The sequence below is a fragment of the Methylocella sp. genome, assembly GCA_037200525.1.
GTDB lineage: Bacteria > Pseudomonadota > Alphaproteobacteria > Rhizobiales > Beijerinckiaceae > Methylocapsa.
The window spans coordinates 1,709,258-1,735,364 of the sequence record JBBCGG010000001.1; the positions used below are offsets into that span (position 1 = coordinate 1,709,258).

Genomic DNA, 26,107 nt, shown 5'->3' on the forward strand with positions numbered 1-26,107 from the left:
GTTCGAATGCGCAGTCGGCGGCCTGAACGCGCAGATGGAGCTAGCGGCCGGCCCGCGCGGCTTTGACGGAGTTTTTGTGAAACTGATTTGCACCAGACACTCGGAAGGGAGGGCCGATCGTGGCGACCAATGAGAACGATCTTCTCAACGCGGTGACCGGCAGCCTCGGGCAATTGCTGGGCGCTGGGAGCATCGGCGCCGTCGTCGGCGCCATCGCCATCGTCGTCGTGGCTCTGATCAAGCGCCAGCCGCCGATGGCCGTTCTGATCGACGCGCGGATGAAAATTTTGATCGATAGTTATCAAAAGCACATCGATGCCTGCGAGAAAATCATCACTGGGTATATGGAGCAAGTCGACGATTTGAAGCACCAGGTCGACGAACTGGCGGCGACGATCGATCGTCTGAACAACGAGCTTGATAAAGCGCGGGAGCAACGCGGGTTTCGAGTATGAAAAGCTGATATGATCAAGATCATCAAGGCGGTCAATTTCGCGGTCATGGTCATGATGCCGGCCGCGGCTCATGCGCAAATGCGTGCGTTCGTTGTCACCTCATGCGACTCTCTGCCGGCGATCTACAGTCCTGGTACCCAGGGCATCCCGCTTGCACTGGCGGCGGCGGGGGAAGGTGGCGGCGGCGCGATCAGCGCGCCTCTGGGCGGCACCACGCCGCTGGCTCAGGCCGTGGCTGTCACCATCGTCCCCAACGTCAAGACGCTGACGGACCGCAGCGGCGCGGTGACTACGGGCGGCACATCGCAGACGCTCGTTGCGTCGGCTTCGACGCGCATGACGATTTTTATTGAAAATCCGTGCACAGGCGCATCGCAGTTTGGAGGCACCACGCCGCCTGCCGCAGAAAGCTTGTTTATCAACTTCACAGCCGCCGCCTCTGCTACCGCAGGCGGATCAATCGAGTTGTCGCCGTGCGGAGTTTATAGCACGGGGACGGGACCGGTTTCGACCGAGGCCATCACCGTCACAGCGACGACGACCGGGCACAGATGGACCGCGAAGATCGAGTTTAGTGGTGCTGGTCCATGGAAGGACAAATTTGCAACCATCACGATAATTGGCATTCCTGTTTCGGGGTTTTGCTGGTCGTGATTTGACCCACAAATGTGGCGGACCGAGTGTTGCAACATTTAAGAACGCGACAATTTGTTATGGAGTGGGGGCGATTGGTTGGCCGCGATCGCCCCCATTTTCCGACAATCCTCGATTTGCGGCGACTTTTTTCGAAGGTGAAATCACGTCGTAACATCGCTGTTCCATAATCGTTGATCGACTAGGCTGGAGGGCTGCGATGAGCTCCAGCCTGGTCAAAAGTGCGGGGTTGCGCCCCCGCGGGAGCCGGGCCGTTTCGCCTCCCGCAGAAGGCCCAACAATCGTGTCCCGGTAGTGAGAAGAACTGCCCCCGCCGCTGTTTAGACCCTGCGAGCGGGGGTTCCTTATCAAAAGCCAGGGGCCCGATTACGTATGTGATCCAGCCGGTTGAAGCCGTCACTTCGCCATGTTGATGATCTTGGCTTGGGTAAACTCCTCAAGTCCTTCTTGCCCTAGCTCCACGCCGAAGCCCGACTGCTTGGCGCCGCCCCTCGGGACGTCGGGCGAATAGGCCATGTGCTGGTTAATCCAGACCATTCCGGAATTGATCTTCGAGGCCACCTCGAACGCCCTATCGGAATCTTTCGACCATACGGTGCCGCCAAGCCCGTAGTCAGTGTCGTTGGCGCGTGCGATCGCGTCATCGATCTCGGAGTAGCGCAGCACCGGGAGCACCGGCCCGAATTGCTCCTCCCTCACCAATCGCGCATCGTCGGGAATGTCCCTGACGATGGTCGGCTGGATGAAATAGCCCTTGCGGTCGAGCGCTGCGCCCCCAGCGACGATTGTCCCGTTCTGCTTCGCGTCTTCGAGAAAGCCCTTGACCTTTTCGAACTGGGCTTTGTTCTGCAGCGGCCCCATCTGCGTGCCCTGCTTCAGACCGTCATCGACCACGGCTTCCCGCGCGAGCCGACCGAGCTCGTCGCAAATCTCGTCATATTGCGAGTCATGGACGTACAATCGCTTGATCGCGAGACAGACCTGCCCAGCATTGAGCATAGCGCCGGCATAGACTTTGGACGCCACGTCTTTCACATCGACGTCGTCGAGAACAATAGCGGCGTCGTTCCCGCCAAGTTCGAGGGTCAGCCGCTTCAACGTGCCCGCGGCGTTCTCCATCACCTTCTTGCCTGTCGCCGTGGAGCCGGTGAAGGCGACCTTGGCGACGTCGGGATGGCTGGTTAGCGCGCCGCCCAGATCATTCGCATCGACGATAATATTCATCACGCCAGGCGGCAGAATTTTGGCGCAGATCTCGCCGAATTTGAGCGTCGTAAGCGGCGTCGTAGGCGCGGGCTTCGCCACGACCGTGTTGCCGGCCAGCAGCGCCGGCGCCACCTTTACCATCAGAAGGGCCATCGGGTAGTTCCACGGCGTGATGGCGGCGACGACGCCCAGCGGCGACTGCTGCTGCAGCACTTTTTGCGTTGCGTCCTCATTGAGCACTTTCAAGGGGAGATCGAGCGACGCGAAATAGCGGATCAGGGCGATCGATCCGGCAATTTCATATGTCGCCTGCAGCAGCGGCTTGCCTTGTTCTTCTGTGAGAAGCCGGGCGAAGTCGCCTTGCTGCGTTTCGAGGGCATCGGCCAGAGCGATTAACAGCGCGCCACGCTCCCGGATCGGCTTCGCCGCCCATGCGGGGAAGGCCGCTTTGGCGGCCGACACGGCTTGATCGAGCTGTGCTCGGTCGGCGCGCGGTGCGACCGCCAGCACTTCCCCAGTCGCGGGATTAATAACGTCCAAAGTGGTGAAGCCCGCTGTCAGCCGTCCGCCGATCAATAACTTAAATTCGTTCATCTTATGGTCCTCGATGCTTTCCTTCGCCAGACCGCGTCAAGCGAAGTCTCTTCCGCTGGCGGTTGGCGCCACATTTATGCTGCGCGCCTTGGCATTGCCGTCCTTTTCGCCTCGTGATCCTGCCGCTTCCGCTAAGAAGTTTGTTAGACGGAGGATTCTCGCAGAGCCATGTTACAACGCAATTTCAGAGCAGAAAGCGTGCAATCCGTTTGGCTGCCCCCGAGGGTTGCCGCATCTGAAGCCACGCGAACGACCGGCATCAGCGGCAGATTGCCCGCCAAAGCGCGCCGGAACCTGAACAATCGCCGGATCGCGTCTTGATTGCGGGTCATCGAGTAGAGATTACACATCAGGCGTCGTGACCATCCCCGAGAACTGCCAAAGCCTCACTTATCATAAGACCGTTTCCGGTCGGCTCAACTGGAACGGCGGGGCCAAGCGGCGCCTGCGGCCGTTAGTTTGACCATGGACCCCTCCAGCCCTGTTCGACCGCGAAGTCTATCCCGGCCTTGTATGCCTCGGCATCGTATCCGGCCTTCATAAACTGAGAAACGACAGCGGCCGCCATCATCCTGGCCTCGTCGACACCCGTGTCGTGAGCTTTGAGAATCGTCAAGATAAGCCTTGCGTGCTCCTCGGCCGTTGGGAACGTAGCCATGATTTCCCCCATAATTGAACGACTCAGGTCATGCTACATCCTACTATTGTCAAGTTCGTGCCTTGCATCGGCGGGCTATTTGTTAAATGTAAAGTGTTATCCCAAACGTCACAAAGCCCGCTGGCGGAAGGCAACACAGGAAGCGACAAAGTCCATGGCCGCCATCGTCACGTCAGCCTAGCAAAGCCTCCACATCCGGCGTATCGCCGAAGCGTTTAATCACAACGGCGTCCTGAAACTCTCCCGACGCAGGGTCGCCAGTCCTTGAGAAGGCGACGGCACCGGCCGCTGTAAGCGCCATGCGTTGAGCCTCGCGTACGGCGGCTCCAGTCGTCTGTCGCTCTTGCGCCTCTCCAGCTACAAGCTCACCGTCGTCGGTCCTGACGAATGGCAGCGCCACAAAATAGGTCACGTTCGCCACTGCACTTCTCCTCGTTAGCGGGTGGCTCTTGAGTTCTGCGTTTGTTCTAAAACAGAAGGTTCGACCTGTCTAGGACCGGAATGGTCGGGTGTGCGCGAGTTGCGCTGGATTAAGCCTCTCTTGATTCCCTCAGCGTTCTCGTTATGTTCTGAGTATGAAGTGCGATACGCTTGTCACCGATCCATACGTTAAGGTTCGGCTGGCTTGCCGCAAATGCAATCGGACGGGCAGCTATAGCCTTGCGCGGCTGGCGGCTAAATACGGTCCTGACATCGCCATGACGGACCTGCTCGCCCAGCTGGCGGACGACTGCGCTGTGTGGGAGCGCAGACAGGCGTTGCAGAGTCGTTGCGGCGCATTTTTCATTGATCTTGACTGGCCGCCGCGGCCGCCCGATCTCCCGACCCAAGGCCAGCGCCGACTGAAGGTGATCAAGGGCGATAAAAGCGCGGCTTCTTCCGACCGCTTTCGGAACCGGTTGCGATCCAGACTGTTCGACTCACGCCTCTCCGATATCGGTCAAGGCTTTCTCTATATTGAAGGAGCACCTATGAAACGCGCGATCATCCTGGGAGCCATGGTTCTTTGCATTCCGGCGGCTGTTGTCGCCCAGTCTGCCGCCGAGAAAATGGGCGTAAACTCGGTTCTGGGCGTCAGCCCGAGTACGCCTGATTTCGTCAAAGAAGTAGCCATCAGCGACATGTTCGAAATCAAATCGAGTGAACTGGCAAAAGCGCGTGCGGACGGAGCTGCGGCGACATTTGCCGGACGCATGATTTCCGATCACGAAAAGACCTCAAGCGAACTGAAGGGGCTCGTCGCGAGTGGAGCGGTGAAGGCCGATATTCCCAGCAGTCTGGATAAAGCACACCAAGACAAGCTCGACAGACTGGGCGCTTCCAGTGGCGCGAATTTTGCCGAAGCATACGATGACGATCAGATTAACGCCCATAAAAGCGCTGTCGATCTTTTCGAACGTTATGCAAAGGGCGGCGATAATGAGGCTCTGAAGGAGTGGGCTTCCAAAACGCTTCCGACGCTTAAGTCACACTTGGAAATGGCGGAAGCTTTGAAATGAGCCCAACGCTGCGATCACGGCGCTCCGAAAAATAAGAAATCCGTGACAGCGCGACGACCAAGAGACGATAATAGGAGTAAGGTATCTCACCGTCTGCCGTTTCTCCGGGCGCAGCGGTTGAGAGATGCCACTGCTCTTGCCCATGATGGGAAGAGCCATGCAAGTAGATCCGTGCGTCCGTCCGACTCGCCATCGTATCCTCTCGCGCCTTTCACGAGACGACTTCGGCATGTTCGAAGGCCAATTTGAGCCGTCGATTTCCCCGTGCAGACCGCAACGCCGCTGAGACTTATATGCAGCTCGGAGGAGCCGGTCTGCGCATCAGCGCCGCCACGCTGCGGCGGGCATGGAGCAAAGCCCAACGCGGCGGCGCTCTTTCCTGAATTACGGGCATGCTTTCTTCATGCAGACGGCTGATACAGCAGTGGCGAACGGACGCAGCAAGATTGAGGAGCGATTAGCGCGCTGGCTTTTGATGGCCCATGACCGCGTCGATGGCGACAATTTGCACCTAACGCATGAGTTAGCCTTCCTGCTTCGCTTCTGGAGCGCAACATCACACGCTCGAATCTACGTCCCATTCTAGAGTCGTTTTCAGCCTCAGGCTACGCCTGCGACCGCGTTGATCGCTTTCATGACTTCGGTTTTCGCGCCGTGATGCACCATATGACCCATCCCCGAAATCACATCAATCGAGCTTCCGGAAATCTCGCCATGCAATCGGATCGACTGCGATTGAGGGTCTATCAGCTGATCGTTTGCCCCAACGACTATGCCGACCGGCATAGAGAGCTCCCCGTATCGAGCCCGCATCTTGACGGCGGTGGGCACCATGAGAGCAGCGTCGGCGGCGCTTGACCGTAGTTGTGAAGGACGGAGCGCCATCTCCTTGACGGCCGCCGAGAAGGATCGCGAGCAGGCCGCCGGGAAAAAGATCTTCCGCATTAAAGCAGGCCACCCAAGGCGCCCCAATAAGGGCGCAAGCGTATGACACAGGACGTCGCCGAGGATGGGCGACGCCTGGGCGATCTGGAAGCCTGAGTCGAAGCGCTCTGTCGGATAATAATATCCAGATACAAGAACCAGCGCTTTAACCGAAGACGGGTGTCGCAGCGCGAGCGCCGTCGCGACCGAGGCACCCAAGGAGTGCCCCAGCAAAATGCAGCGTTCAACGCCCAGCTGCACTAATGCCTTGTGTATAAGATCGGCCTGGGCGGAAGGCGTCCAGATTGTGCCCCTAGGCCGAGAACTATATCCAAAGCCCGGACGATCGAAGGCAATGACGCGGAATGTTTGGGCTGCGAGGTCGATGAGGCCGCTCGTTTCAAAATCCTGAATCTGCGTGCCATTTCCATGAATAAGTACAAGAGGCTCCCCAACCCCCCATTCGACGTAGTGCAGGCGCACCCCGTCAACATCAAGAAACCTGCCCGCCGCCGGATGGTTCTGAGTGGCGTTGCTCGCTTGCCGACGGGCGATAAGCGCAAGCCCACCGAGGGCGGCCCCTCCAACAGCGGCTGCTACGGCGTAGTTTCGTGCATTTGAAGTTGGGCGGGTCGCCCGCGTCATGGGGAGTTTCATATTTGAAATCCATAAGCACCGGCATCCGGCGCGAGAGGCGATTGCTCCCCTGCGAACAAGCCGTTGGGCTGAAAGTTCCTAGGATTAGCGGATCGTGACCGGCCGCAGCGTGTATTGATAACGCTTTCCTGACGCACCTCGGAATGAAAAAGAGAGGATTGCGGCGCTGACCATTCGGTCAGTGTTCGCATTGCGTGCTTCCAGGTCAATAGCGCCATAAAAATCGTAACACGCCGCTCCCGAGCAAAGATATGGCGTAACAAACTCCAATAAAATCAACGTGGGACGGCTGACTTAAAATCCCTCGACCTTTTGGTCATACGGGTTCGATTCCCGTCGTCCGCACCACATTGATTTATGAAGAGGCTTCGGTTTTCGCGGTCGCGCCGGCGCTGTTCGCCAAAGCATATTTGCGACAATGTTCGAGATATCCGCGCTCATGACTGACGAGAAGGTCGACAATGCTCGACCAAAGCCACGATGGCGCGTCGAGGGTTTTTGAGTGCTTCTTGCTCAACTCGTTGCGCCAGCCGGTCCGGGTTGCTTCATCCATCTGACGCGCATGCGCTTTCCCGACTACCGCCGCGAGAAAACCGGCGGTCTTCTTCGCTTCCTCATGAGACATTGCGCTAATTTCGATCTTCAGATCTTGCGGCAGAAGTTCGCGGATGAATACGGAGCGGCCGAGCAAATGGTCGGCGCGCATGCGCTCGCCCAGAAAAGGCGACAGATGACGCGCTCCTTCGACAACGCGCTGCGCGTCGTCGGAAGGCATGGTGGCTTTGGCGCTCCGGGGAGCCGCCGCCTTCGCCGCCTCCTTGATGTCCATCAGGCACATATCCATGTCGGACAAGGATTTCCCGTCGACCCCGAGCAGCGCGCAATAGCGCAACAGGCCAAGGGAGCTGCATCCCTTCATCCAATAGGCCGCGTCGAGAAGCTGCACCGCCGCATCATCGTCGCGCGATTTCAGCATCGTGGCTAATTGGTGAACGCCCTCGGTCTCAAAGAGCCGAACGATGTCCTGCTTTTCCACGTCGGAAAGCGGCCAGAACCGCTTGCCGAGCGGGATGATCGGATCGGTGTCCGCGATGCGCTCCCGCGCCAAATGCTTCCACGATCGTTTTGCCGCTTGCTTCATCGCGAAATGCACTGTCAGAGGCCGGTCTTCCCCCACCCGCCCTTCAGGCGCATCGAAAGCGCGCTGATAGCCTTCAATCATCTGCTCCAGCATTTGCGCCGTCGCGACGCCTGGTAGATCGGAGCCGCGCGCCGCGGAGGCCAGCGACAGACCAAGACGAATGAGATCATGCGCGGGGTTGCCGATCACCGTTTGATCCAGGTCGCGGATCTCTATTTCGATCCGCCCGTTGGCGTCCGCGACGGGACCGAGATTGCCGACATGGCAATCGCCGCAGATCCATACGGCAGGCCCCTCCGGAAGGGCTCCAACGCTTAGAGAGTCGATCCATTCATAGAACTGGATCGTGTTGCCGCGCACATAGGCGTGCGCGGATCGAGCCATTTTCAGATTGCGCACGCCATTCAGTATGAGCTCGCGCTCTTCGACCGTCGGGCTCCCTGTGAATTTCGATTGCATGCCGCATCCTATCGCGTCTAAGCAGTGCGGGGACGCCAGACCGGAGATCGAAGCTCTGGGATTCCACTTAACCGAGGTCGCGTCGAAGGAGCGAAAACGCGCTCCCGGAGAGCTGGGAGCAGGGGGCGATCAACGCCTCTCCAACCCCTGCTCGCCAATCGTCATCGTCTCAGGAAAAGACAGAACAATCCGCTGCCGCTTGACGTCGATCACGCGGACGAACGTCGCGTCTATTTGCTTTTTGCGAACTTCAAAGCCATCGATCGCACTCATCCGGGCGGAGGCTAGGTCGCCGCGCCAGAACGTCGAATCAACGATATCTCCGCCCTTTAGAAACTCGATCCAAAACGACATGACGCCTCGCTGAAGCGCAGTCTCGAAGCCGCCCGATAGGCTCGATGGCTGCGAACCATTTCCTAGCGGCCCAACCACCTTGCAAAGAAGAAGTTCCGCAGGGGATCGATCATGCGTGAAGCGGAGATGCTCCTGCGTCCGCCGCGCAGGGGCGCAAGGACCGCGGAATCTCTGTCGGAGCGTCGCGGCAAGACCCGGCTTGGAGTCAGTGAGGGGCGTCAACTTGCGCTGCGTCGCGACCTGACCTTCCGCACCGGGATTGGATCAGCTGACTTCCGGCGATGGAGCCGAGAGGTCTGGATCGGGTCGCGGAATCACGCTCCGCCGCTTGCCTGCGAGACAGTTCACCTTGTGCGGCGGTTGAACGCGCGGGCCGGAACCTCAACCACGGAGCCTCCGCCGATGGATCTACGGGGTGACGAAACAAAAGCCTTGTCGCCGCGATCAGCCCGCTCCGCCGCAACGATCAGCCATTGGCCGATCCAACGCGCCGTATCCGGTCTCAATCGAACGTTTAAGAACCGCGCTAACTTCAAGCTGACGTATTGGTCGCGACTTCTGACGGAGTAGTGCCGAACGTATCCGGTGGGCCGCATTGTGCGAAAGAAGTCTTGGAATAGACCGGTTATTCCTCCAGAGGACATAGGCTATCTCCCCACATGATTAAATTATTGAGCTAAAAATGGATTATGAATTTCCATCGTTCGGCGTATTCGGCAACTAAAAACCGGTATATAGACGTTTTATTACAACAGATTGATAGGACTTATCATCGAAAAAGCCAATATAGATTATCTAATAGTCTATTAATTATGGCTTATGCAAGCAAAAAGATGCCATCACATGCGTATTATTCAAATGGAACGAGTAAGTGTGGATTAACGATAACTCAAAATCATCATTTAAACTGCTGTAGTAAGACTCTAGCAGGTATCTAGCTGTTTATATCTGGGGGAGCCATAGCCCGTTTGGTACACGCTTCGCGAAATGCCGCCGTATGTGCGCCGCCGCACGTCAGGCGACTGGACAAGCGCAAATAACCAACAGCGGAGCCCGGTGGGTTCCTCGCCGAGCGCTGCCTCGAACTTAACGCAGTCCGGTCGCTTCTAGATCGGTTCCGAAAACGGCAAAGCCGCTTGCGCCGGAAAAAATCGGGACTCTGGCCGCGATTTGCGTGCGGGGCGCCACGCGGATGCTGGGCAGGCTTGCCCCGGCGCATTCAAAACAGGCGCACATCTTTCAAGTCGGGCGATTTCGGAAATAGTTGCCAAATCCCAAGATTTATAGCTCAGGATTCTGGGAAGATGGCCGGTTGAACAGGCCCGTCGAGCAATCGGCGACGGACTTGGCGCTCGTCAGGAGCGCAAATATCAATTTGCTGAGAAATTAACTCTTATTTTTGGCGTGCGACTCCGGCAAAATGTCGCTGACCCCCCTCAAGCATGCTGGCAGTAAACGCTTTCCAGCTTAGCCGCTCCTCAAATGAGGAAAAAGCCTTCGTCGCCATTGTCTGATACGCCTGATCGTCCGCGAATATATCCTTTATACGCTGATAGAATGCTTCCGCCGAAGACGAGACCGGGAGACAAATGCCGTTCTCGCCATCCGTTATAATCGAAGGAATGCCTCCGACGGATGTCGATACGGAGGGAACCCCGAATGCCGCGGCCTCGCAAAAAACATGTCCATAGGCCTCGGCGCGCGAAGGGACAATTAAGAAATGCGATTTGCTCAATATAGTTGAAAGAAGAGCAATGCCGTCAGGAGTATTCTTGTCTATAAAGGGAATAACTTGACCTCTAATTTCATCGGGGATCTCGGCCCGGGTTCCGATGACCGTGAGTTTGCAATCCTGTCCGTTCGCATGGAATTTTTGTGCGACGTCGACCGCTACCTGGCCGCCTTTTCGCTCCCAATCGCGGCCGATAAAAACAAGATTCAAACATTTCTCTGATTTTCGTGTTTTTATACTTTCATAAACCTGTTCTCTTGACGGCGATGCCGACAAATTGGCTCCCCATTGAATAACCCTAACTTTGGGCTTCGCTCCAATATGCGTTTTCAGAAACTCATCCGCCGCCCATTGGGAAGGGAAAATAATGAGACTGCATTTATTGGCTAGAAGCGTCTCCAGCTCTCGCCCAATCTTCAAAAAGCGATTCGATGGATTTGGAACATATCCCTTAATGTAGGCTTCAAACGGCTGATCGGTGGTGAAGACAATCGGCTTACTTATTCTTGCAAAACCAACGGGCAGAGCCGATTGAGAAAACACGAAATCATACTGGCCCAAGCGGCGGAGTTTTCTCTCCGTATAGAGGCCAGCCGCTTTCAAATAGGCGGTCTCGCGCTTGGGGCTGTGGTAAAGACCGAAAAGCTTGAAAAACGATGTTATGAATAATCCGCTAACCATCGCGGCTCGCGAAAGCGCATCTCGTTCGGCGGGAAAGACATCCAATACTTCGTGCCCAGCCTCAAGCAAAGCGCGCCTCATAGAGTAAGCAGCGCCTGACATAGCCGAAGGATTCGAGGCGTCCCAGTCACAAACGAATGCAATTCGGTACATTCTGCAAGGTTCCTTTTTTACTGTATAATCTCAGGGCGGCGATATTGTTATAAAGAGATTAGCGGATTAAGGAAGCTCGCTAATATTCGAGCGGATCTGGTTACATGAACGACTTCCGTACTACATTGGGCAAGGCGATGCCAAGTTAACGAACGCCGTCGGTTCGATCGGAGGGAAAGGCTCTTTACTCAACGGTAGAAATCCCGATACCAATCGACGAAGCGATTGAGGCCGACATTGAGTGGGGTCGAGGGCGCAAAGCCGGTATCGCGGCTTAAATCTTCTATGTCCGCCCAGGTGGACACGACGTCGCCCGGCTGCAGGGGCAGGAATCGAGTCTTGGCCTGACTCCCTAGCGCCGACTCGATGAAGCCGATCATGTCCATCAGCTTTTCTGGCCGGTTATTGCCGATGTTGTAGAGCCGGTATGGCGCCGTGCTCCGCGACGCGCTGGCGCCGTTGGCAGCCCAAGCTACGTCCCCGCTGGGGATTAAATTCATCACCCGTCGTATTCCTTCGACGATATCATCGACATAGGTAAAATCTCTCGATGATTCGCCGTTGTTGAATACGTCTATGGTTTCTCCGGCGAGAATCTTCTTTGTGAAAATAAAATAAGCCATGTCCGGCCGGCCCCAAGGACCATAAACGGTAAAAAATCTCAGCCCCGTTGTGGGAATGCCATAGAGATGGGCATAGGAGTGCGCCATCAGCTCGTTTGATTTTTTTGTAGCCGCATAAAGGCTTACCGGATGATCGACATTATCTTCAGTCGAAAACGGCATTTTTGGATTAGCCCCATAGACGGAGCTTGTGGACGCATAGACCAAATGATCAATCTTGGTGCGCCGGCAGTTCTCCAATATGTTTAAAAAGCCGACGACGTTCGAGTCGATATAGGCGCGAGGATTCTCAAGCGAATATCTAACGCCGGCCTGCGCCCCCAAATTGACGACGATATTTGGACGAGCGTCATTGAAGGTTTTATCGACGAATTCTGTATCGGCGAGATCGCCCTGGTAAAAACGAAATCCCTTATGTGCCTGGAGCCGCGCGAGCCGGGCAAATTTAAGTTTAGGGTCGTAATAGTGGTTCATATTGTCGAGTCCGACGACAGCTACGCCTTCGTCGAGAAGGCGCGCGGCGAGAAACGAACCAATGAATCCTGCGGCGCCCGTCACCAAAACGCTGCGAACTTCGGTCGATATCGGCATTAGAGAAGCCCTCCTGGTCGGTCAGATGTGTTTAGGGCTCCATTCTCAGCGATCGGCGCCCGCAAGCGCGCCTTGATGATGGCCGGCAAGCCTACCGCCAGAGAATCTTCTGGGACATTGATTCTTACAAAAGAATTTGCGCCAACGACAGCATTCGGTCCAAGCGAAATCGCGCCTACAATCACGGCTCCCGCATAGATCACGCAATCAGCATGAATAGTCGGACACAGAGCATGACAATTCTCATTTACCCCGATCGTTACGTGTTGGTATATTGTCACATTAGCTCCGATAGAAACATCCGCCCCCACGACGACACCGATCGGGTGTGGAAGTCGTAAACCTGGGGCAATTTTTGCTCGATTGTTAAAATAACATCCATTCAGAATTACGTTCAGGCGCCAGACCAGAAGTCCAAATGCCTGGCCGAGCTTGCCAAAACTATTGAGGCGCGCCGCAATACGATGCAGCGCGACCGCGCAAAAACCCGGATTGTAAAATAATGCTGCAATTCCGCGAACCGTCCCCCCACCGCCGGTGTTGGCTTTCAGATCCTCGGAAAGCGCGCGCCAAATTGAATCCCTCATCACCCTAACTTGACGTTCGAAATGGGATCCTGCCGATTATGCCCCATTAAGCGTAGCAGTGGGCTAGCGATGCCATAGTTGACGGCTTTTGTCATCTGTTGAGTCGTCATCATAAATGCGTCCAACGACCGGACCTCGGACCGCTTGCCCTTGTGAGGCAAGGGGTTAACTGCTGGAATGAGGTTAAAGCCGCATGCTAAACCCGAGAAAAGTTCGAGAGGCTGGGAAGGGTTCTGTTTTAAGGCGTCTATGCTGCTCGGGCGGAGCCGATGTGCGAGTTTGTCGCAGCCTGTAGCTTCCGATGCGAATGCGGCGCGTAGACCGCGGTAAGCCAGCTTGGCTCAAGCTTGAAGCCGCAGACAAGTTTGAAGCCGCAGAATTGTATCGCGGCGGCGGGGATGATCGGAACTCAATTCTTAATTGCGGGGTCGGCGGCGGAGGTGACTTTAAGCGCGCTCGAAGACGTAGTCAGTATAGCTTGCATCATATGCATCTATGGGCTTTTTGACGACAAATCCATCTTCCTTGGATCGGCGCAAATACTCGCGGACAAATAGATATCCTATGCTGTAATTATTTGGCAGCGCGTAGACGCGAAAGCCTGCAGCGACGAAGAGAGGCACGAGATTTGCTGAGGCCGGAGACATTTCGACGGCAATGTTTCTTAGCTTTGGATATCTATGAAGGTTATTCAATATATCCTGCAGCACCGGCGTCTCGCTGCCTTCAATATCGATCTTTATAAATTTAAGTCGCTCCTTGTCTACTGCGGCAAGATTTGACAAGGCGTCTCCCTTGACGACGGTCGCCGATCGGCCTGTCACACGCTGAATTGAGTTGGAGCCGCTGTTGCGACTTCCTCCGGCTACGATCTCGACCTCGCAAGGTTCGCCGGTCGCCGCCATGTTAAGCGCCAGGACGTTACTTGTTTCATTGAGTTTAAGATTGCGGGAAAGAAGCGCAAAGGTCGTCGGGGACGCCTCGATCGATACAACCCGTCCACTATCGCCAACTATGTGGGACACCAACAGCGTAATATATCCTACATTGGCGCCAATATCCACAACATGATCTGATGCATGCAATTGTGACATCATATAGTAGGTTAAATTCGGCTCAAACATCCCAAAGTAAAATATGCGCCGCTGAATAAAGTCACGCGTATCGCAATACATTTTGAAGCCCAGGAATGTTTTCGCAATTCCAGCAGGCGCGACCCAGGAACGCATTCGCATATAGATCCGTGTCGCGAAATCCAATGTATCTATGGCCTGAACGATCATGCTCGACTCCTTGCTATATTGCCAGACAATGCGAGGCGCAGGGAACGGTTGCGTAAGCCCGCTGAGCTATAGCTGGGCAATATGTCGGGTAAGGGCTGTTTTGTCGCACGCATCCGGCCGGTCGTTCGGGCGGTCCTCCCGCCCGTATTTCCGCACTCTGTTCCCAGCGGCAATTAGCCAAGCTCTAGCTGCAAATTATGTCATTATCCCGGCCATCAGCATGACATTTACGAATAATCTTCAATTGACATTTACTGAAAATAACTAAAGCTTAATAAGCCCGATAAAAAGGTCTGCGACGGAATGGGAAGCGGCAGAGAAAATGATGTCTAAGGTTTTACACCTATGGCTGTCCTCGCCGTCTGGTGTAGGGACGAAATCGGCTCCTCGCGGGCAGGCGCGATCGGGTTTCCGACTGGCGAAGATGATGTTTTGGCCCGCGACAGGAATCAAAGCCTTATTTGGGCGGATCAATCGCCGGCCGAACCACGCCAATTATATTGAAGCCGACACGGTCGATCTCATCACGCGCTATGGCGATCAGGCCTATTACGAGGCGGAACAACTTTCCAAAGGCCACGGCTTGGTCGAGGGCGGGCGACCGCGTTCGCATTGGGCTCGCGTGAAGATCGAGATTGCGCGGCGGCATGAAATCGACACCGGACTGAGCGGCTCCGTCCGCTGGGAATGAGCGAATAGTTTTACGCTCAGGCTCCGCAGTTGATCTAAACTGCAGGCGAAGAGCTAAAGACGAAAGCAATCTTTTACGTCGCATCGAGTCCGCCAAGGCCGCGTATTGCCGGCGCGCCGACGAATGACAACTAGCCTCCCCAAGCTTTCGGTTGGGTAAATCTCTTTGGCTTGTTTTGAGCCGTTGGCTCAATGACGGAACGAGAGGCAGTTTCATACCAAGTATCATTTTAATGAACGAAAAATAAATCGTTCAGATATCAATCGTCAAAGCATAGTTAACATTAAGACTTAAGCTGATCATTTTCTATATGATCTGAGCGCACTTCGTGTTATGTGAACTGCCGCGTAGTCTCAGCCTATGCGTGATGATGTTCGGAATAATATTTAGTGATTGCACCGAAGTGCGGAATGTTACAAGCCGAGCACGAGCCACCCAATTGGGAGTTCCAATGCCTGATTGCCTACGATAGAGGTCGTTAATCGTCGCTTTTGAACTATTTCGTCTGCGACACGCCGCGTATTTTCGCCATTCCAAGGTAGATAGCAGATGTTCCAATCGCGAGCGAAACTTAGAAATCGTCCGGGGATCCTGATTTACGGGCAAAACTACGCTCCGGAAATGATTGGCGTCGGCCGCTTTACTGGCGATATCGGGGCATACCTGGCCGAGCAAGGCTATGCAGTCACCGTTGTCACCGCTCCTCCGCATTATCCAGGCTGGCAGGTTTCGCCGCCTTTTCACGCGGGCCGCTACGCGCGCGAAATGCGGGCGGGAGCCAAGGTTTTGCGCTGCCCATTATATTTGCGCGCCGACATGCGCGGCATCTGGCGGCTGATCGCGCCGTTGAGCTTCGCCATATCGTCAGCGCCGGTTGCTCTCTGGCAGATCCTGACGATGCGGCCCGACGTCGTTTTGTGCATCGAGCCGACCTTATTCGCGTCGCCCGTGGCGCTTTTGTCGAGGTTATTCGGCTCGCGCGTGGTCCTTCACGTGCAGGATCTTGAAGTCGACGCCGCCTTTGCCGTAGGTCATTTGAAAAGCGGCGCGATCGAGAAAATCATCTCCGGCGTCGAAGGCTGGCTGCTCCGGCGCTTTAATAGTCTGATCACGATCTCCGGGCAGATGCGTCAGCGGCTGATCGATAAGGGCGTCGAGCCTGACCGGATCGGCATTGTTCGCAATTGGGTCGATCTGACCAAGATCAAGCCGCTTGAGGGGCCAAATGGGTTTCGGCGCGAACTCGGGTTGACTGACGATGATTTTGTCGTGCTTTACGCAGGCAATGTGGGCATCAAGCAGGACCTTGACGTTGTCCTCGACGCCGCGCGGACGCTCGCCAAAAAACATAAGGTGCATTTCGTCATCGCAGGCAACGGACCTGAAAAGGCGCGATTGATGCGTGACTACGGCGATCTTGAAACCGTCCATTTCCTGCCGCTGCAGCCGGAAGCGCGGCTTTGCGAACTTCTCAATCTCGCTGATTTGCACGTTCTACCGCAGAGCAGCGGCGCCGCCGACCTGGTGCTGCCGTCGAAGCTTGGCGGCATGCTGGCCAGCGGCAAGCCGGTGCTGGTGACAGCCGACGCGGGGACAGAGCTTTTCGAGGTTCTAGAGGGCACGTCGATACTCACGCCCGCCGGCGATAGCGCGGCGATGGCGACGGAGATCGAACGTCTTGTCGTCGAGGGCAAGCATCCGGCGCTGGGCGAAGGGCGCCTTCTTGCTGAACTTTTCGCGCGCGAGCCCTGCCTTAAGCAGTTTTGCGCCTATCTTGATCCTCATCATCGCGATCGGTCGTCCCGAAGCTCTGTTCACGACATGATGGCCTCTCGCGCGGAAAACGACCCGCAGGTGCTCATGGCGAGCGGCGCATTGGCTGAGGAAAAATAGCGCCCCATCCGGTAGCGTCCGAGTGAAGTAATCCTCCGACGCGAAAATTGTTGCTGGAATGTTCTGCGCAAACTCCCCCGATCCCTTGCCTCGATAGCGAATTCGCCAAAAATCCGCCTCAGCGACGCGCTTATGTTTCGCGAACGTCTATCTTGCATTGCAGCGTAACCCAGCGTAGCCTCCGCTTTGTGAGGACTGTCGATTTCTAACAAACCTCAGATTCTTCGCTCCTGGGAAGAAAACTTTAAGCGTCATGTCGACGTAGCTAAATATGTCGCGGAAGCAGTCTCGAATGACCCCTCGATTGTTTTGGTCTGTTATTAGCATTCCTTTGCCGTGGTTTATCCGTCGCCGCGTGCTTGAGGCGCTCTGCGGCTATAAAATAGCCAAGACCGCGCGCATTGGTTTTTCGCTGATCTTCGGCGAAAGGCTCGTAATGGAAGATAAGAGTTCGATCGGTCACTTCAACGTGATCAAATCTTTGGATTTGTTGCATCTGGGCGAGCACGCCAAGATCGGAGCCTTCAATTGGGTCTCTGGCGTTGACAGCGGTAATCCCAAACATTTCACCGATGAACAGGAGCGTCATCCAGAGCTGATCATCGCCCGTCATGCCTCAATCACCGGGCGTCATTTCATAGACTGCTGTAATCGCATAACAATCGGGGAGTTCTCAACGGTTGCGGGAGCCGGCACGCAGATCATGACTCACGCCATCGACATAAAAGCCAATCGCCAGCGTTCTGCGCCGGTGACTATTGGCCGCTATTGTTTCGTTGGCACGGGATCTGTGATCCTAAAGGGTTCAGCTTTGCCCGATTATTGCGTCTTAGCCGCCAATTCGACGTTGCATCGAAAGCAAGAGCAAACTCATGTGATTTACTCGGGCGTGCCCGCGATCATCGCTGCTAAACTTCCGCCAGATGCTTTATATTTTCACCGCACAATAGGACCTGTTCCTTGAGAATCAGTTGTCGCCTTAGAAAGCGCGCGGCTTGGCGTTGGGTTCGTCTTTGCCTTATTTTTGTGTCGCTTTTTGGGACTGTCCGACCGCGCGATTATGCCGGATAGTCCTTACGCGCCCCGTGGTCGCCAAGAATGCGCCGCGGCGCGTCATTAGATCGGCGAGATGTGCCGAGCAGAATCTTTTCAAATTGAGCATCATCTGCACAATAATTAGCTATTGATTAGTCGCTTCCGTGGCGAGCGCGATGAATATCATGCATAGCCGGCGTTGATCCTAGATTGGTAATCTCAGCGCCTACTTTGGTTAGCTATGCTGATGCGACAAATCAACGCGGCAAACTTCGGTCGGCCGCTCTGCTGCTGCATAAAATGAGCTAAATCAACGTGCTATTTCTGCTAAGCCTTCGCCCTATTCTCTTGGTAACGAAAGTCTTTTGATGTAACCTGTAAATTCTCAGGAGGTTTTTTGGGAACCCTTTCGCATGGACCGTATTCGCGTGCTGTTTCTCTCGCCGGTCCCAAACTTCAAGGGCGGCGCCGAGCGTTCGCTCATGGATCTTGTGACAAGCCCGCATATCGAGCCTTTTTTGGCTGTTCCCGCCGAAGGGCCGCTGAGCAGGCGGGCGGATGAGCTTGGCGTCCCATGGGATCTTATAAATTTTGATGGCATAAGCAGCGTTCAGCGCCCGTTTCGATTGGGCGATGGGGTGAAGGCCCTCGGAAGCCTGATGCGAGCGGCGCGAGAGCTGAATGGCGTTGCCCGCAAACGAAACGTCGCCCTGGTGCATAGCAATGGTCTCAAGGCGCATGCGATTGCGCTCGCCGCCAAGCGCATTGGCGGACGCCCGGCGGTCATCCACATCCGCGACATCGCCAACACAAAATTAGAAAAGACTGTTTGGAAGGCTTTTCAGCTCGCCGCCGACCGCACGATTCTGGTGTCGCGCGCCTGCGCGTCCGCAGCTCGGTTGCCAGCCAAAGTTCATGTCGTCCACAACGGTTTGCGCTCGGCGCATGAGGATCCAAACTTGACCGCCAAGGATGATCTTGTTCTCGGCTTTACGGCCGGACGCATACATCCCGCAAAAGGCCTGCACTTCTTGCTTGAGGGTCTCGCCAAAGCCCGGGCTCTCGGCTGCAGGGTGCGTCTTATCGTGCGCGGGGCCTACGCCGAGGAAACGCCGGCCTACCAGGGGCAGATAAAATCGGCTATCGCGGCTTTGGAATTGAGCGATGTCATCACATTCGAGAATTTCGTCGCGGACCCAGACAGGGTGTACGACGATATTGATATCGTGTGCGTGCCATCCACTATGCCCGACCCATTTCCTCGTTCGGTCATGGAGGCGATGGGGCGAGGCCTTGTCGTGATCGCCACGCCTTGCGGCGGCATTCCGGAAATGATCATCGACGGCAAAACCGGGTTTCTGGTCAGCGACCCTTCGCTTTTCGCGACGACCGTCCTTCGTCTGCAGGATGATCCGGCGCTGCGACGCTCGATCGGCAAAGAGGCCCGTTCTTACAGTTTGTCGCACTTCGGGCTCGATCGTCTCCACGAAGAAGTCCGAAATGTATATCAGCTTGCGATGCATCACTCCTAGTTTGGCTCCCAAATGTCCTGGCGAAAACATAGCCTAACCTCCGGTTACATCATGGTTGCGACCCTGGCCGTCGCAATCATGCAATGGGCGATCATGCTCTTCGTCGCGCATTTCGATGGGCCCGTGCTCGTCGGTCAGTATGCGCTCGCGCAAGCCTATGCGACGCCGGCCGGCTATCTCGCTTGGTTGTCGATCCGTCAGCAATATCTCGTTGCGCCGGCCGACGGCGCTTCATTCGCGGATTTTGTTTTTCTCCGCACGGTCGCGCCGCTGATCGTGTTCGGCGCGTTGCTCATTTTCATCGGCTTTGCTTATGACTCGCCGCAATTTTTTTGGATCGCCTCGGGCGTCTTCGCGATGAAATATGTCGAGGGCTTTTTCGATTTAGCCTACGGGAAAATGCAGCGCAGCGGCGACATCGCCGGCGTCGCGCTAACCAATCTCGTGCGCGGCGGGCTCTCCATTCCTTTATTCGGCGGCTTCTACATAACGACCCATAGTTTGCCGCTTTCCCTTTTTGCGGTATCGGCGCTCTGGGTCGCGCTGTTTTTCATCGATAGGAAACGTCTCGCGATTTCGGTGGCGGCCTCAGATCTTTTTGACATGACGATGCGGCGATTGAGGCGTCGGCGCGCAATCGTCTTCGATCTTTTCCCGGTCGGAATGTCGCTGGTGATAATGTCGCTGGCCATCTACGCGCCGCGTTTTTTGATCGAGGCTGCGCTCGGGCCGAAAGAACTGGGCTTTTTCTCCGCCGTAGGCCATTTTCTGACGGTCGGGGGAATTGCTGCGGGCTCCATCGGTCAATCTTTGCTGCCCCATCTTGCCGATGCAATCAGCAACCATTCTCCGCGCAGTTTCTGGCGGCAGCTTCTGTGGCCGGTGGCGCTTATCCAGGGCTTGTCGATAATTGGCGTCTTCCTCGCCATCGCCATCGGCTCGCAGCTCTTGGGTCTTTTTTATGGGGTGGCCTTTGCTGGTCAAGGACGCATGCTGGTCGCCGCCGCCCTTGTTGCGGGCCCGATATATGCCGCAGGAATCATCACAAATGGTTGTTTCGCCGCCCAGATGCGGCGAGCGTTCTTCGCCATTCAATGTATCTCGCTGGCGGCGATCATTATCGCGACCTTGGTTCTCGTGCCGCGTTTTGGCGTTGATGGCGCGTTCGCAGCCATGATGATCGCGGCGATTGCTCAGATCTCGATCTCGATTGTGCTTTTGGTGAGATTTTTCGCAAGCCGTGAACTGCAGCTCGCTCAAACCTAACGCGTCGCGTCTGTATTTTTCATGTTGCTAATAGGGACATTGCAGTTATGCGGATAGCGCTCGTTCATGATTGGCTTCCACTGTTCAGCGGCGCCGAACAGGTCGTCGCGCAAATTATGCGCGTTACCGGTCCCTCAGATCTCTACACGCTGTTTGATTTCCTAAGCGAGGAAGATCGCGATCGCATCGGCGCCAAGCAAATCATCGCAAGCTATCTGAATAAGCTTCCATTTTGCGAACGATATTACAGATGGACTTTCCCGCTATGTCCCATGGCGATCGAGAGCTTTGACCTTTCCGCCTATGATCTCGTCGTCAGTTCGTCCGCGGCTTTCGCCAAAGGCGTCATCACTCATCCGCATCAACGGCACATAGCCTATGTTCATACAAACGTCCGCTACGCCTGGGACCAAACATTCGAGTATATGGCGGGCACGCCCCTCTCGCGCTCGCCTCTCAAGCCTTTGCTCCTTCTTCTGCTCCATCGACTCCGCATATGGGACAGCCGGACAGCCAATGGCCCGGACGTTTTGCTGGCCAACTCATCTACGGTGAAGCGACGCATAGAACAGGTTTACGGACGAAAATCTTTCGTGCTGCCGCCGCCCGTGAGTCTTGAGGATTTTCCTTTGACCGTCGACAAGGACGACTATTTCGTCGTCGCATCGCGTCTTGTCTCCTACAAACGGATTGATCTCATCGTCGACGCTTTTGCGCAAATGCCTACGAAGAAACTCGTGATCCTTGGAGATGGACCTGAGATGGCTAAATTGACGTCTCGCGCCACCCCCAATGTCGTCTTCAAAGGTCATGTGAGCCGCAGCGAACTCATTCAGTCGATCAGCCGGGCTAAGGCGTTTATCTTCGCCGCTTATGAAGATTTCGGGATCGTCATGGTCGAGGCGCAGGCGGCGGGCACCCCGGTCATCGCATTCCACCATGGCGGCTCGCGCGATATCGTCATAGAGGGGCACAGTCGGGCGCCGCAAACGGGAATGCTTTTCGCCGAGCAAACCGTCGAGTGCGTAAAGCAAGCAGTCGAGGACTTCTCAGCCACTGAGAAAGCCTTTTCATCTTATGCCTGCCACGACAATGCAAAGCGGTTTTCCACTCAATCTTTTCGCGATCGATTTGAGAAAGTAGTCGAGTTTACGACCTCTCCTGATTTTCGTCGCAGTTCGATAGAGCTGAATGAGCGCTCGGTGCTGGAGCTGGCGCAGATGACGGATGGACGCGGCGCCCTCGGTGCGGCCCTTGTTTGACGCGGCGTCGGGATTCAGTTGGGGCAAGCCGATTGGCGCTGATCTGTCTCGCCAATTCATCTGCAAGCGCAACCGCGGAAATCGCGCCGCCATGAAACGAGTATTGTCATGATTTCGGCCGATAGCGCGTCGTCTAGCCTCCGCCAGCATTCAGCATATTCTCATCGGAAATATTTCTCGTATTTCGATGATATTCCATTCGTGGAACGCCTAATCTATTACGCTTTGATACCGGAGTTATTTGCGCGCGTTGTCTTGGAATTTGGGCTCGGCATGTTTTCGTTCGCTTTGTTTGAACAAAAGCTGGCGATGTATTATGGAATACTTTTCATTGAGTATCTATTTCAAATAAAAAAAATGGTGAAAGGGAAGTTTTATCCCGATCAAAGCTTGCTTGTGGCTTTATTTTTCGGCTTCCTTGCTTTACATGGTCTTTTGTTGGGGATTGGATGGAAGAATAACCCCATTAAGATTGCGACCGACACCATTCCTTTAGTCATCGCTGCGATTAATATTGTCTTAGCCACGCATGCCAACGCGTTTAAGGGAATGTCGTTTGATCGCATGGCCAAAGCCAATATAGCGTTTGTCGCTATCATGGTTTTCTTTGGCGCCTTGGCGGTTAAACTCGGAAAGCCATCGGTAGTTAGCCTGGGCGGAGCCGTCTCAACTACGATATCCATTACGATCATTGTCGTGTCCGTGTGGGGGCGCCGTCATTTTAGCATTATTTTCGTATTGTTTAACTTGGTCGTGTTTGCGCTTATCGCCCCCAATTTCAATAGGACGACATTAGCCTTTCTTTTGATCGCCGCGTTAATTATATTCTTTCGGACAATTGCCATATCGGGCTTCAGGCTCTATTTATTCTTTGTGATGATCGGAATCGCAGCCGTTTCATTACCTCTTCTTGTTCCGCCGGAGAGCCCCCTTGGCCATCGCATCGCCGCGATGACCGGGCCGGGCGAAGTCAAGGAAGGATCTGGCTCTGTCGGTGAACGCGAAGAAGAATCCACGGCAATAGATAAAAAGATAAACGAAGGCGGCCTTCTGGCTCAGGCGATCGGCTATGGTCATGGCGCCGTCTATGACATGGTCTTCTCAAATGGTTTTGCTCCGCCAAATTATAGCAATGCCCATTTTGGGTGGGCTCTATTCAAGCTCAGGTATGGCTATTGTGGTTATATATATTTGACAATATTTGCGCTATTTGTTATGATAAACATACACAGGAATGTGTATAGCAAGCAGCCATTTAACAGGATGGTCTTGATTATCGGTCTTGCCAGTATAGGTTACATAGTGACCTATATGGTATTCAATATAATCGCATCAGGAATTCAGTTCATGCATCGACGGCCGGATCAGGGGTCTGAATGATGGTTGGATCGCCAAGGCAAGAGTCGACTTTGCGTGTCCCTCGAGCCGATCCTGAAGCTGACGGCCTTTGCCGTTCGTTTCGATCAAGATTCAGGCTGTGAAGATGAATGGCGAAAATAGATGAACGTCGTGGCCAGTCACAGTTCATTACGTTGGCTGATAATAGCGCCTTGCCGTATTTTAAATGAAAATGGGCATTATTCTTTAGGGCGGCTGGCATCGATATCAGGAGGCGCGTGATCGCGATGAAGCATACGTTGACAAACATGACCGTTCCGGGAACAGCGCAGGCGCTGCCTCCGCCGCCGCAGAGCGACAGCGTGAAAGCGATAGACCTTGACGCGGTGCTCACTGGCGCACGGCGGCAATGGAAATCGATCGTAGCTGGCCTCGCGATTATGATCGCCGTGGCGGCGATCTATCTCGCGCTCGCCCCGAAGATGTACACCGGCACTTCGATCATCGTCATCGATTTTCATTCCTTCGGAACCACCACGACGGGGGAGTCGGCCCAGCTCGTTTTCAATACGACCGCCGTCGACAATGAAGTGGAGATCCTGAAATCTCAGCGCGTAGCGCTGGACGTGATCAACAAACTCAAGTTGATGCAGGATCCGGAATTCACAGCGCCCTCCTTGATAGGAAAGATCATCGGGTCGGTGCCCTTTTTGAAGTCAAAACCGCCGGCTAATCCCGAGGCCGCCTTGAAGATGCGAGTGCTTGACAGGTTCGCGGATCTCTTGACCATCACTCGCGTCAACAAGACCTATGTCTTGCAGATCGATTTCCTGTCGAAAGACGCGCGGAAAGCGGCTGATATCGCGAACGCCATCGCTCAAGCCTATGTCACGAATGAACTCGACGCCAAGCTTGAATCCAACACTCGCGCGAGTTCTTGGCTGCAAGATCGAATTGAGGAACTCCAGAAAAAATCCCTGGAGGCTAATCTCGCGGTCGAGAAATATCGCGAAAGCAACAATCTTGTCGCGGCAGGCGGCCGCTTGCTCAATGACCAGCAGCTTGGCGAGCTTAGTTCCCAAATAAGCGCCGCGCGCGCGGATGTCTCACACGCGCAAGCCAAGTTTGATCATATTCGCGAAATCATCGACACTAAGCAGACAAACGCGGCTATTTCCGAGGAATTAAGCAGTCCCGTCATCACGGAATTGCGGAATCATTATCTTGATACTTCCAAGCGACGGGCTGATCTTGTCGCGAAGGTTGGTACAAATCATGCCCAGGTGCTTGGTTTGGAGCGAGAAATGCGCGACTACGAAGGCCAGATCTTTGAAGAGCTTGGCCGCATCGCCGAAACTTATCAAAGCGACTTGCAGATTGCCAAAAAGCGCGAGGTGGCTCTCACCGCGAACCTTACCAACCTCGCCGGCAGCTCGGCGGGCGATAATCGCATGATGATCAACCTTCAGCAGCAGCAACAAACGGCTGATACCTATCGCATTCTGTCTCAGGATTTCCTGCAGCGCTATCAGCAGCTCGTGCAACAGCAAACCTTTCCAATAACGGAAACGCGCATCATCGCCGAGGCTATCGTGCCGACCGCGCCCAGCCAGCCGAAAACCCTGCTTATTCTTGCAGCGAGCATATTTTTAGGTCTTGCGGGCGGATCCGGCGCGGCCATGCTGCGAGAATATCGCGACCGGTCCTTCAGGACAGCGGCCGACGTGCGGTCTGAACTCGCGCTTGAATTTCTGGGCATATTGCCTCTGCAAACGGCCGAGCAGCATGCGCGGGAGTTGGGACCAAGAGGAAAGACCGAGATTAATTTCGACATCCCTGCCGTCATGAAGATGTCGGCGACGGCCCCGTTTTCCCGGTTCGCCGACACGATACGGACGACCAAGGTGGCGATCGACCTTCACTCTTCTACGGCATATGGGAAAACCATCGGAATAGTGTCCGCCGGAGAGGGAGAAGGTAAAACCGTCACATCCGCGAACTTGGCGATTTTTTGCGCCGATACAGGCGCAAAAACTTTGCTGATCGATGCGGATCTTCGCAAATGCGCCTTGTCGAAAAGTTTCGGAACCGACGCTGTGGCGGGCGTGGTGGAAGTTGTGAGAGGCGCCAGCCGTTTTGAGTCGACAATTATAAAGCTATCGGAACATTTGTCGTTTCTACCTGCGGGCAACGCATTCGAAACGGCTAATTCAAGTGAAATCTTGCGTTCTGCGGGAATGGAGCAGCTGCTTAAGAGCGCGAGCGAAGCATTCGATTATATTTTGATCGATTTGCCGCCGCTCCTCTCCCTCATCGATGCCCGAGCCATCGCGCCGGTGCTTGACGGCGTGTTGTTTGTGGTTGAGTGGGGCAAGACGCCGCGAAGCGTCGCCAGGGATGTGCTTCTTCATAATCCGGTCGTGCATGAGAAGTGCATCGGAGCCGTGCTTAACAAGGTTGATCCATATCGAATCGCGCATTATGCGCCGGATAGCATCCAGGCCTATGGATATGGCAACTATCATTGAGCTTGACGCGCCGGGCGGCTTTCTTTCTCGGGCGCTTGGAAAGACTGTAGAGTTGGTGAGCTCTGGCGATTTTGCGCGATTCTGGGATCGCCATTCCTCGCCAGACCAGAGCTGCTTCAAGTTTATGGCGGCGGCAATTGCAGCGCTTCTGGAAAAGGAAGCGCTTCAGAAACTGGCGGCGACGCCGTCTCGGGCTTTCTCACGCGCTGCGGGGGACGCAGATTGCGCTGCGAAGGCGCATTTAAATTCAAACAGGCCTCCGTGTGAATCCCTCCGCTCCAATCGATGAGCTGATCTCGTTGACGCAGGGC

22 protein-coding genes are annotated in these 26,107 nt (G+C 55.1%); 12 read left to right on the top strand and 10 right to left on the bottom strand.

Annotated features, from left to right (window positions below):
• Positions 1 to 119: 119 nt before the first annotated feature.
• Together WDN46_08275 and WDN46_08280 are read left to right on the top strand one after the other, a co-directional pair.
• Entirely contained in the window at positions 120 to 455 is a 336-nt protein-coding gene (locus WDN46_08275) for a hypothetical protein (protein MEJ0093420.1), read from the top strand.
• Positions 456 to 464: 9 nt separating this feature from the next.
• A complete protein-coding gene (locus WDN46_08280; GenBank protein ID MEJ0093421.1) occupies positions 465 to 1,109 on the top strand; it encodes a hypothetical protein in 645 nt (214 codons plus the stop codon).
• A gap of 396 nt (positions 1,110 to 1,505) precedes the next feature.
• On the opposite strand, the gene WDN46_08285 is transcribed toward WDN46_08280, so the two are convergent.
• From WDN46_08285 to WDN46_08295, 3 genes are all read right to left on the bottom strand, one after another.
• On the bottom strand, positions 1,506 to 2,909 hold the full coding sequence (locus tag WDN46_08285; protein ID MEJ0093422.1) for an aldehyde dehydrogenase family protein: 1,404 nt from the start codon (positions 2,907 to 2,909) through the stop codon (positions 1,506 to 1,508).
• A 454-nt stretch (positions 2,910 to 3,363) separates the two neighbouring features.
• Complete coding sequence (locus WDN46_08290) at positions 3,364 to 3,567, bottom strand: hypothetical protein (protein MEJ0093423.1); 204 nt, start codon at positions 3,565 to 3,567, stop codon at positions 3,364 to 3,366.
• A 172-nt stretch (positions 3,568 to 3,739) separates the two neighbouring features.
• Positions 3,740 to 3,988, bottom strand: a complete 249-nt coding sequence (locus WDN46_08295) for a hypothetical protein (protein ID MEJ0093424.1) — start codon at positions 3,986 to 3,988, stop codon at positions 3,740 to 3,742.
• Positions 3,989 to 4,538: 550 nt separating this feature from the next.
• Between WDN46_08295 and WDN46_08300 the strand changes: the two genes are divergently transcribed.
• Entirely contained in the window at positions 4,539 to 5,066 is a 528-nt protein-coding gene (locus WDN46_08300) for a DUF4142 domain-containing protein (GenBank protein ID MEJ0093425.1), read from the top strand.
• 600 nt (positions 5,067 to 5,666) lie between these two features.
• Here the strand turns inward: WDN46_08300 and WDN46_08305 are convergent.
• The 3 genes from WDN46_08305 to WDN46_08315 all read right to left on the bottom strand — a co-directional run bounded on the left by WDN46_08305 (position 5,667) and on the right by WDN46_08315 (position 8,601).
• On the bottom strand, positions 5,667 to 6,647 hold the full coding sequence (locus tag WDN46_08305; GenBank protein ID MEJ0093426.1) for an alpha/beta hydrolase: 981 nt from the start codon (positions 6,645 to 6,647) through the stop codon (positions 5,667 to 5,669).
• A 355-nt stretch (positions 6,648 to 7,002) separates the two neighbouring features.
• Positions 7,003 to 8,247 carry a DUF2252 family protein gene (locus WDN46_08310; protein ID MEJ0093427.1) on the bottom strand — a complete coding sequence of 415 codons (1,245 nt, stop codon included), beginning with the start codon at positions 8,245 to 8,247 and terminating at the stop codon, positions 7,003 to 7,005.
• Between the two features lie 129 nt (positions 8,248 to 8,376).
• A complete protein-coding gene (locus WDN46_08315) occupies positions 8,377 to 8,601 on the bottom strand; it encodes a hypothetical protein (GenBank protein MEJ0093428.1) in 225 nt (74 codons plus the stop codon).
• A 111-nt stretch (positions 8,602 to 8,712) separates the two neighbouring features.
• On the opposite strand from WDN46_08315, the gene WDN46_08320 reads away from it, so the two are divergent.
• Positions 8,713 to 9,171, top strand: coding sequence for a hypothetical protein (locus WDN46_08320; GenBank protein ID MEJ0093429.1), 459 nt, complete (start codon positions 8,713 to 8,715; stop codon positions 9,169 to 9,171).
• An 823-nt stretch (positions 9,172 to 9,994) separates the two neighbouring features.
• Here the strand turns inward: WDN46_08320 and WDN46_08325 are convergent.
• From WDN46_08325 to WDN46_08340, 4 genes are all read right to left on the bottom strand, one after another.
• Positions 9,995 to 11,167 carry a glycosyltransferase family 4 protein gene (locus WDN46_08325; protein ID MEJ0093430.1) on the bottom strand — a complete coding sequence of 391 codons (1,173 nt, stop codon included), beginning with the start codon at positions 11,165 to 11,167 and terminating at the stop codon, positions 9,995 to 9,997.
• Between the two features lie 188 nt (positions 11,168 to 11,355).
• Complete coding sequence (locus tag WDN46_08330) at positions 11,356 to 12,381, bottom strand: NAD-dependent epimerase (protein ID MEJ0093431.1); 1,026 nt, start codon at positions 12,379 to 12,381, stop codon at positions 11,356 to 11,358.
• Positions 12,381 to 12,968 carry a serine acetyltransferase gene (locus WDN46_08335; protein ID MEJ0093432.1) on the bottom strand — a complete coding sequence of 196 codons (588 nt, stop codon included), beginning with the start codon at positions 12,966 to 12,968 and terminating at the stop codon, positions 12,381 to 12,383. The genes WDN46_08330 and WDN46_08335 overlap by 1 nt, the downstream gene beginning before the upstream one ends.
• 446 nt (positions 12,969 to 13,414) lie before the next feature.
• Complete coding sequence (locus WDN46_08340) at positions 13,415 to 14,251, bottom strand: FkbM family methyltransferase (protein MEJ0093433.1); 837 nt, start codon at positions 14,249 to 14,251, stop codon at positions 13,415 to 13,417.
• Between the two features lie 424 nt (positions 14,252 to 14,675).
• Between WDN46_08340 and WDN46_08345 the strand changes: the two genes are divergently transcribed.
• The 8 genes from WDN46_08345 (at position 14,676) to WDN46_08380 (ending at position 25,796) form a co-directional block, all read left to right on the top strand.
• A complete protein-coding gene (locus WDN46_08345; GenBank protein MEJ0093434.1) occupies positions 14,676 to 14,942 on the top strand; it encodes a hypothetical protein in 267 nt (88 codons plus the stop codon).
• Positions 14,943 to 15,491: 549 nt separating this feature from the next.
• Complete coding sequence (locus WDN46_08350) at positions 15,492 to 16,835, top strand: WcaI family glycosyltransferase (GenBank protein ID MEJ0093435.1); 1,344 nt, start codon at positions 15,492 to 15,494, stop codon at positions 16,833 to 16,835.
• 304 nt (positions 16,836 to 17,139) lie between these two features.
• Positions 17,140 to 17,799 carry a hypothetical protein gene (locus WDN46_08355; protein MEJ0093436.1) on the top strand — a complete coding sequence of 220 codons (660 nt, stop codon included), beginning with the start codon at positions 17,140 to 17,142 and terminating at the stop codon, positions 17,797 to 17,799.
• 484 nt (positions 17,800 to 18,283) lie between these two features.
• On the top strand, positions 18,284 to 19,402 hold the full coding sequence (locus WDN46_08360; protein MEJ0093437.1) for a glycosyltransferase family 4 protein: 1,119 nt from the start codon (positions 18,284 to 18,286) through the stop codon (positions 19,400 to 19,402).
• Positions 19,403 to 19,453: 51 nt separating this feature from the next.
• The gene (locus tag WDN46_08365; GenBank protein ID MEJ0093438.1) at positions 19,454 to 20,668 is read left to right on the top strand and encodes a hypothetical protein; all 1,215 of its coding nucleotides are present in this window, start codon (positions 19,454 to 19,456) and stop codon (positions 20,666 to 20,668) included.
• A gap of 47 nt (positions 20,669 to 20,715) precedes the next feature.
• Complete coding sequence (locus WDN46_08370; protein MEJ0093439.1) at positions 20,716 to 21,930, top strand: glycosyltransferase; 1,215 nt, start codon at positions 20,716 to 20,718, stop codon at positions 21,928 to 21,930.
• Positions 21,931 to 22,131: 201 nt separating this feature from the next.
• Positions 22,132 to 23,310, top strand: coding sequence for a hypothetical protein (locus WDN46_08375; protein MEJ0093440.1), 1,179 nt, complete (start codon positions 22,132 to 22,134; stop codon positions 23,308 to 23,310).
• Between the two features lie 266 nt (positions 23,311 to 23,576).
• Positions 23,577 to 25,796, top strand: coding sequence for a polysaccharide biosynthesis tyrosine autokinase (locus WDN46_08380; protein ID MEJ0093441.1), 2,220 nt, complete (start codon positions 23,577 to 23,579; stop codon positions 25,794 to 25,796).
• The last annotated feature ends 311 nt before the right edge of the window (positions 25,797 to 26,107 follow it).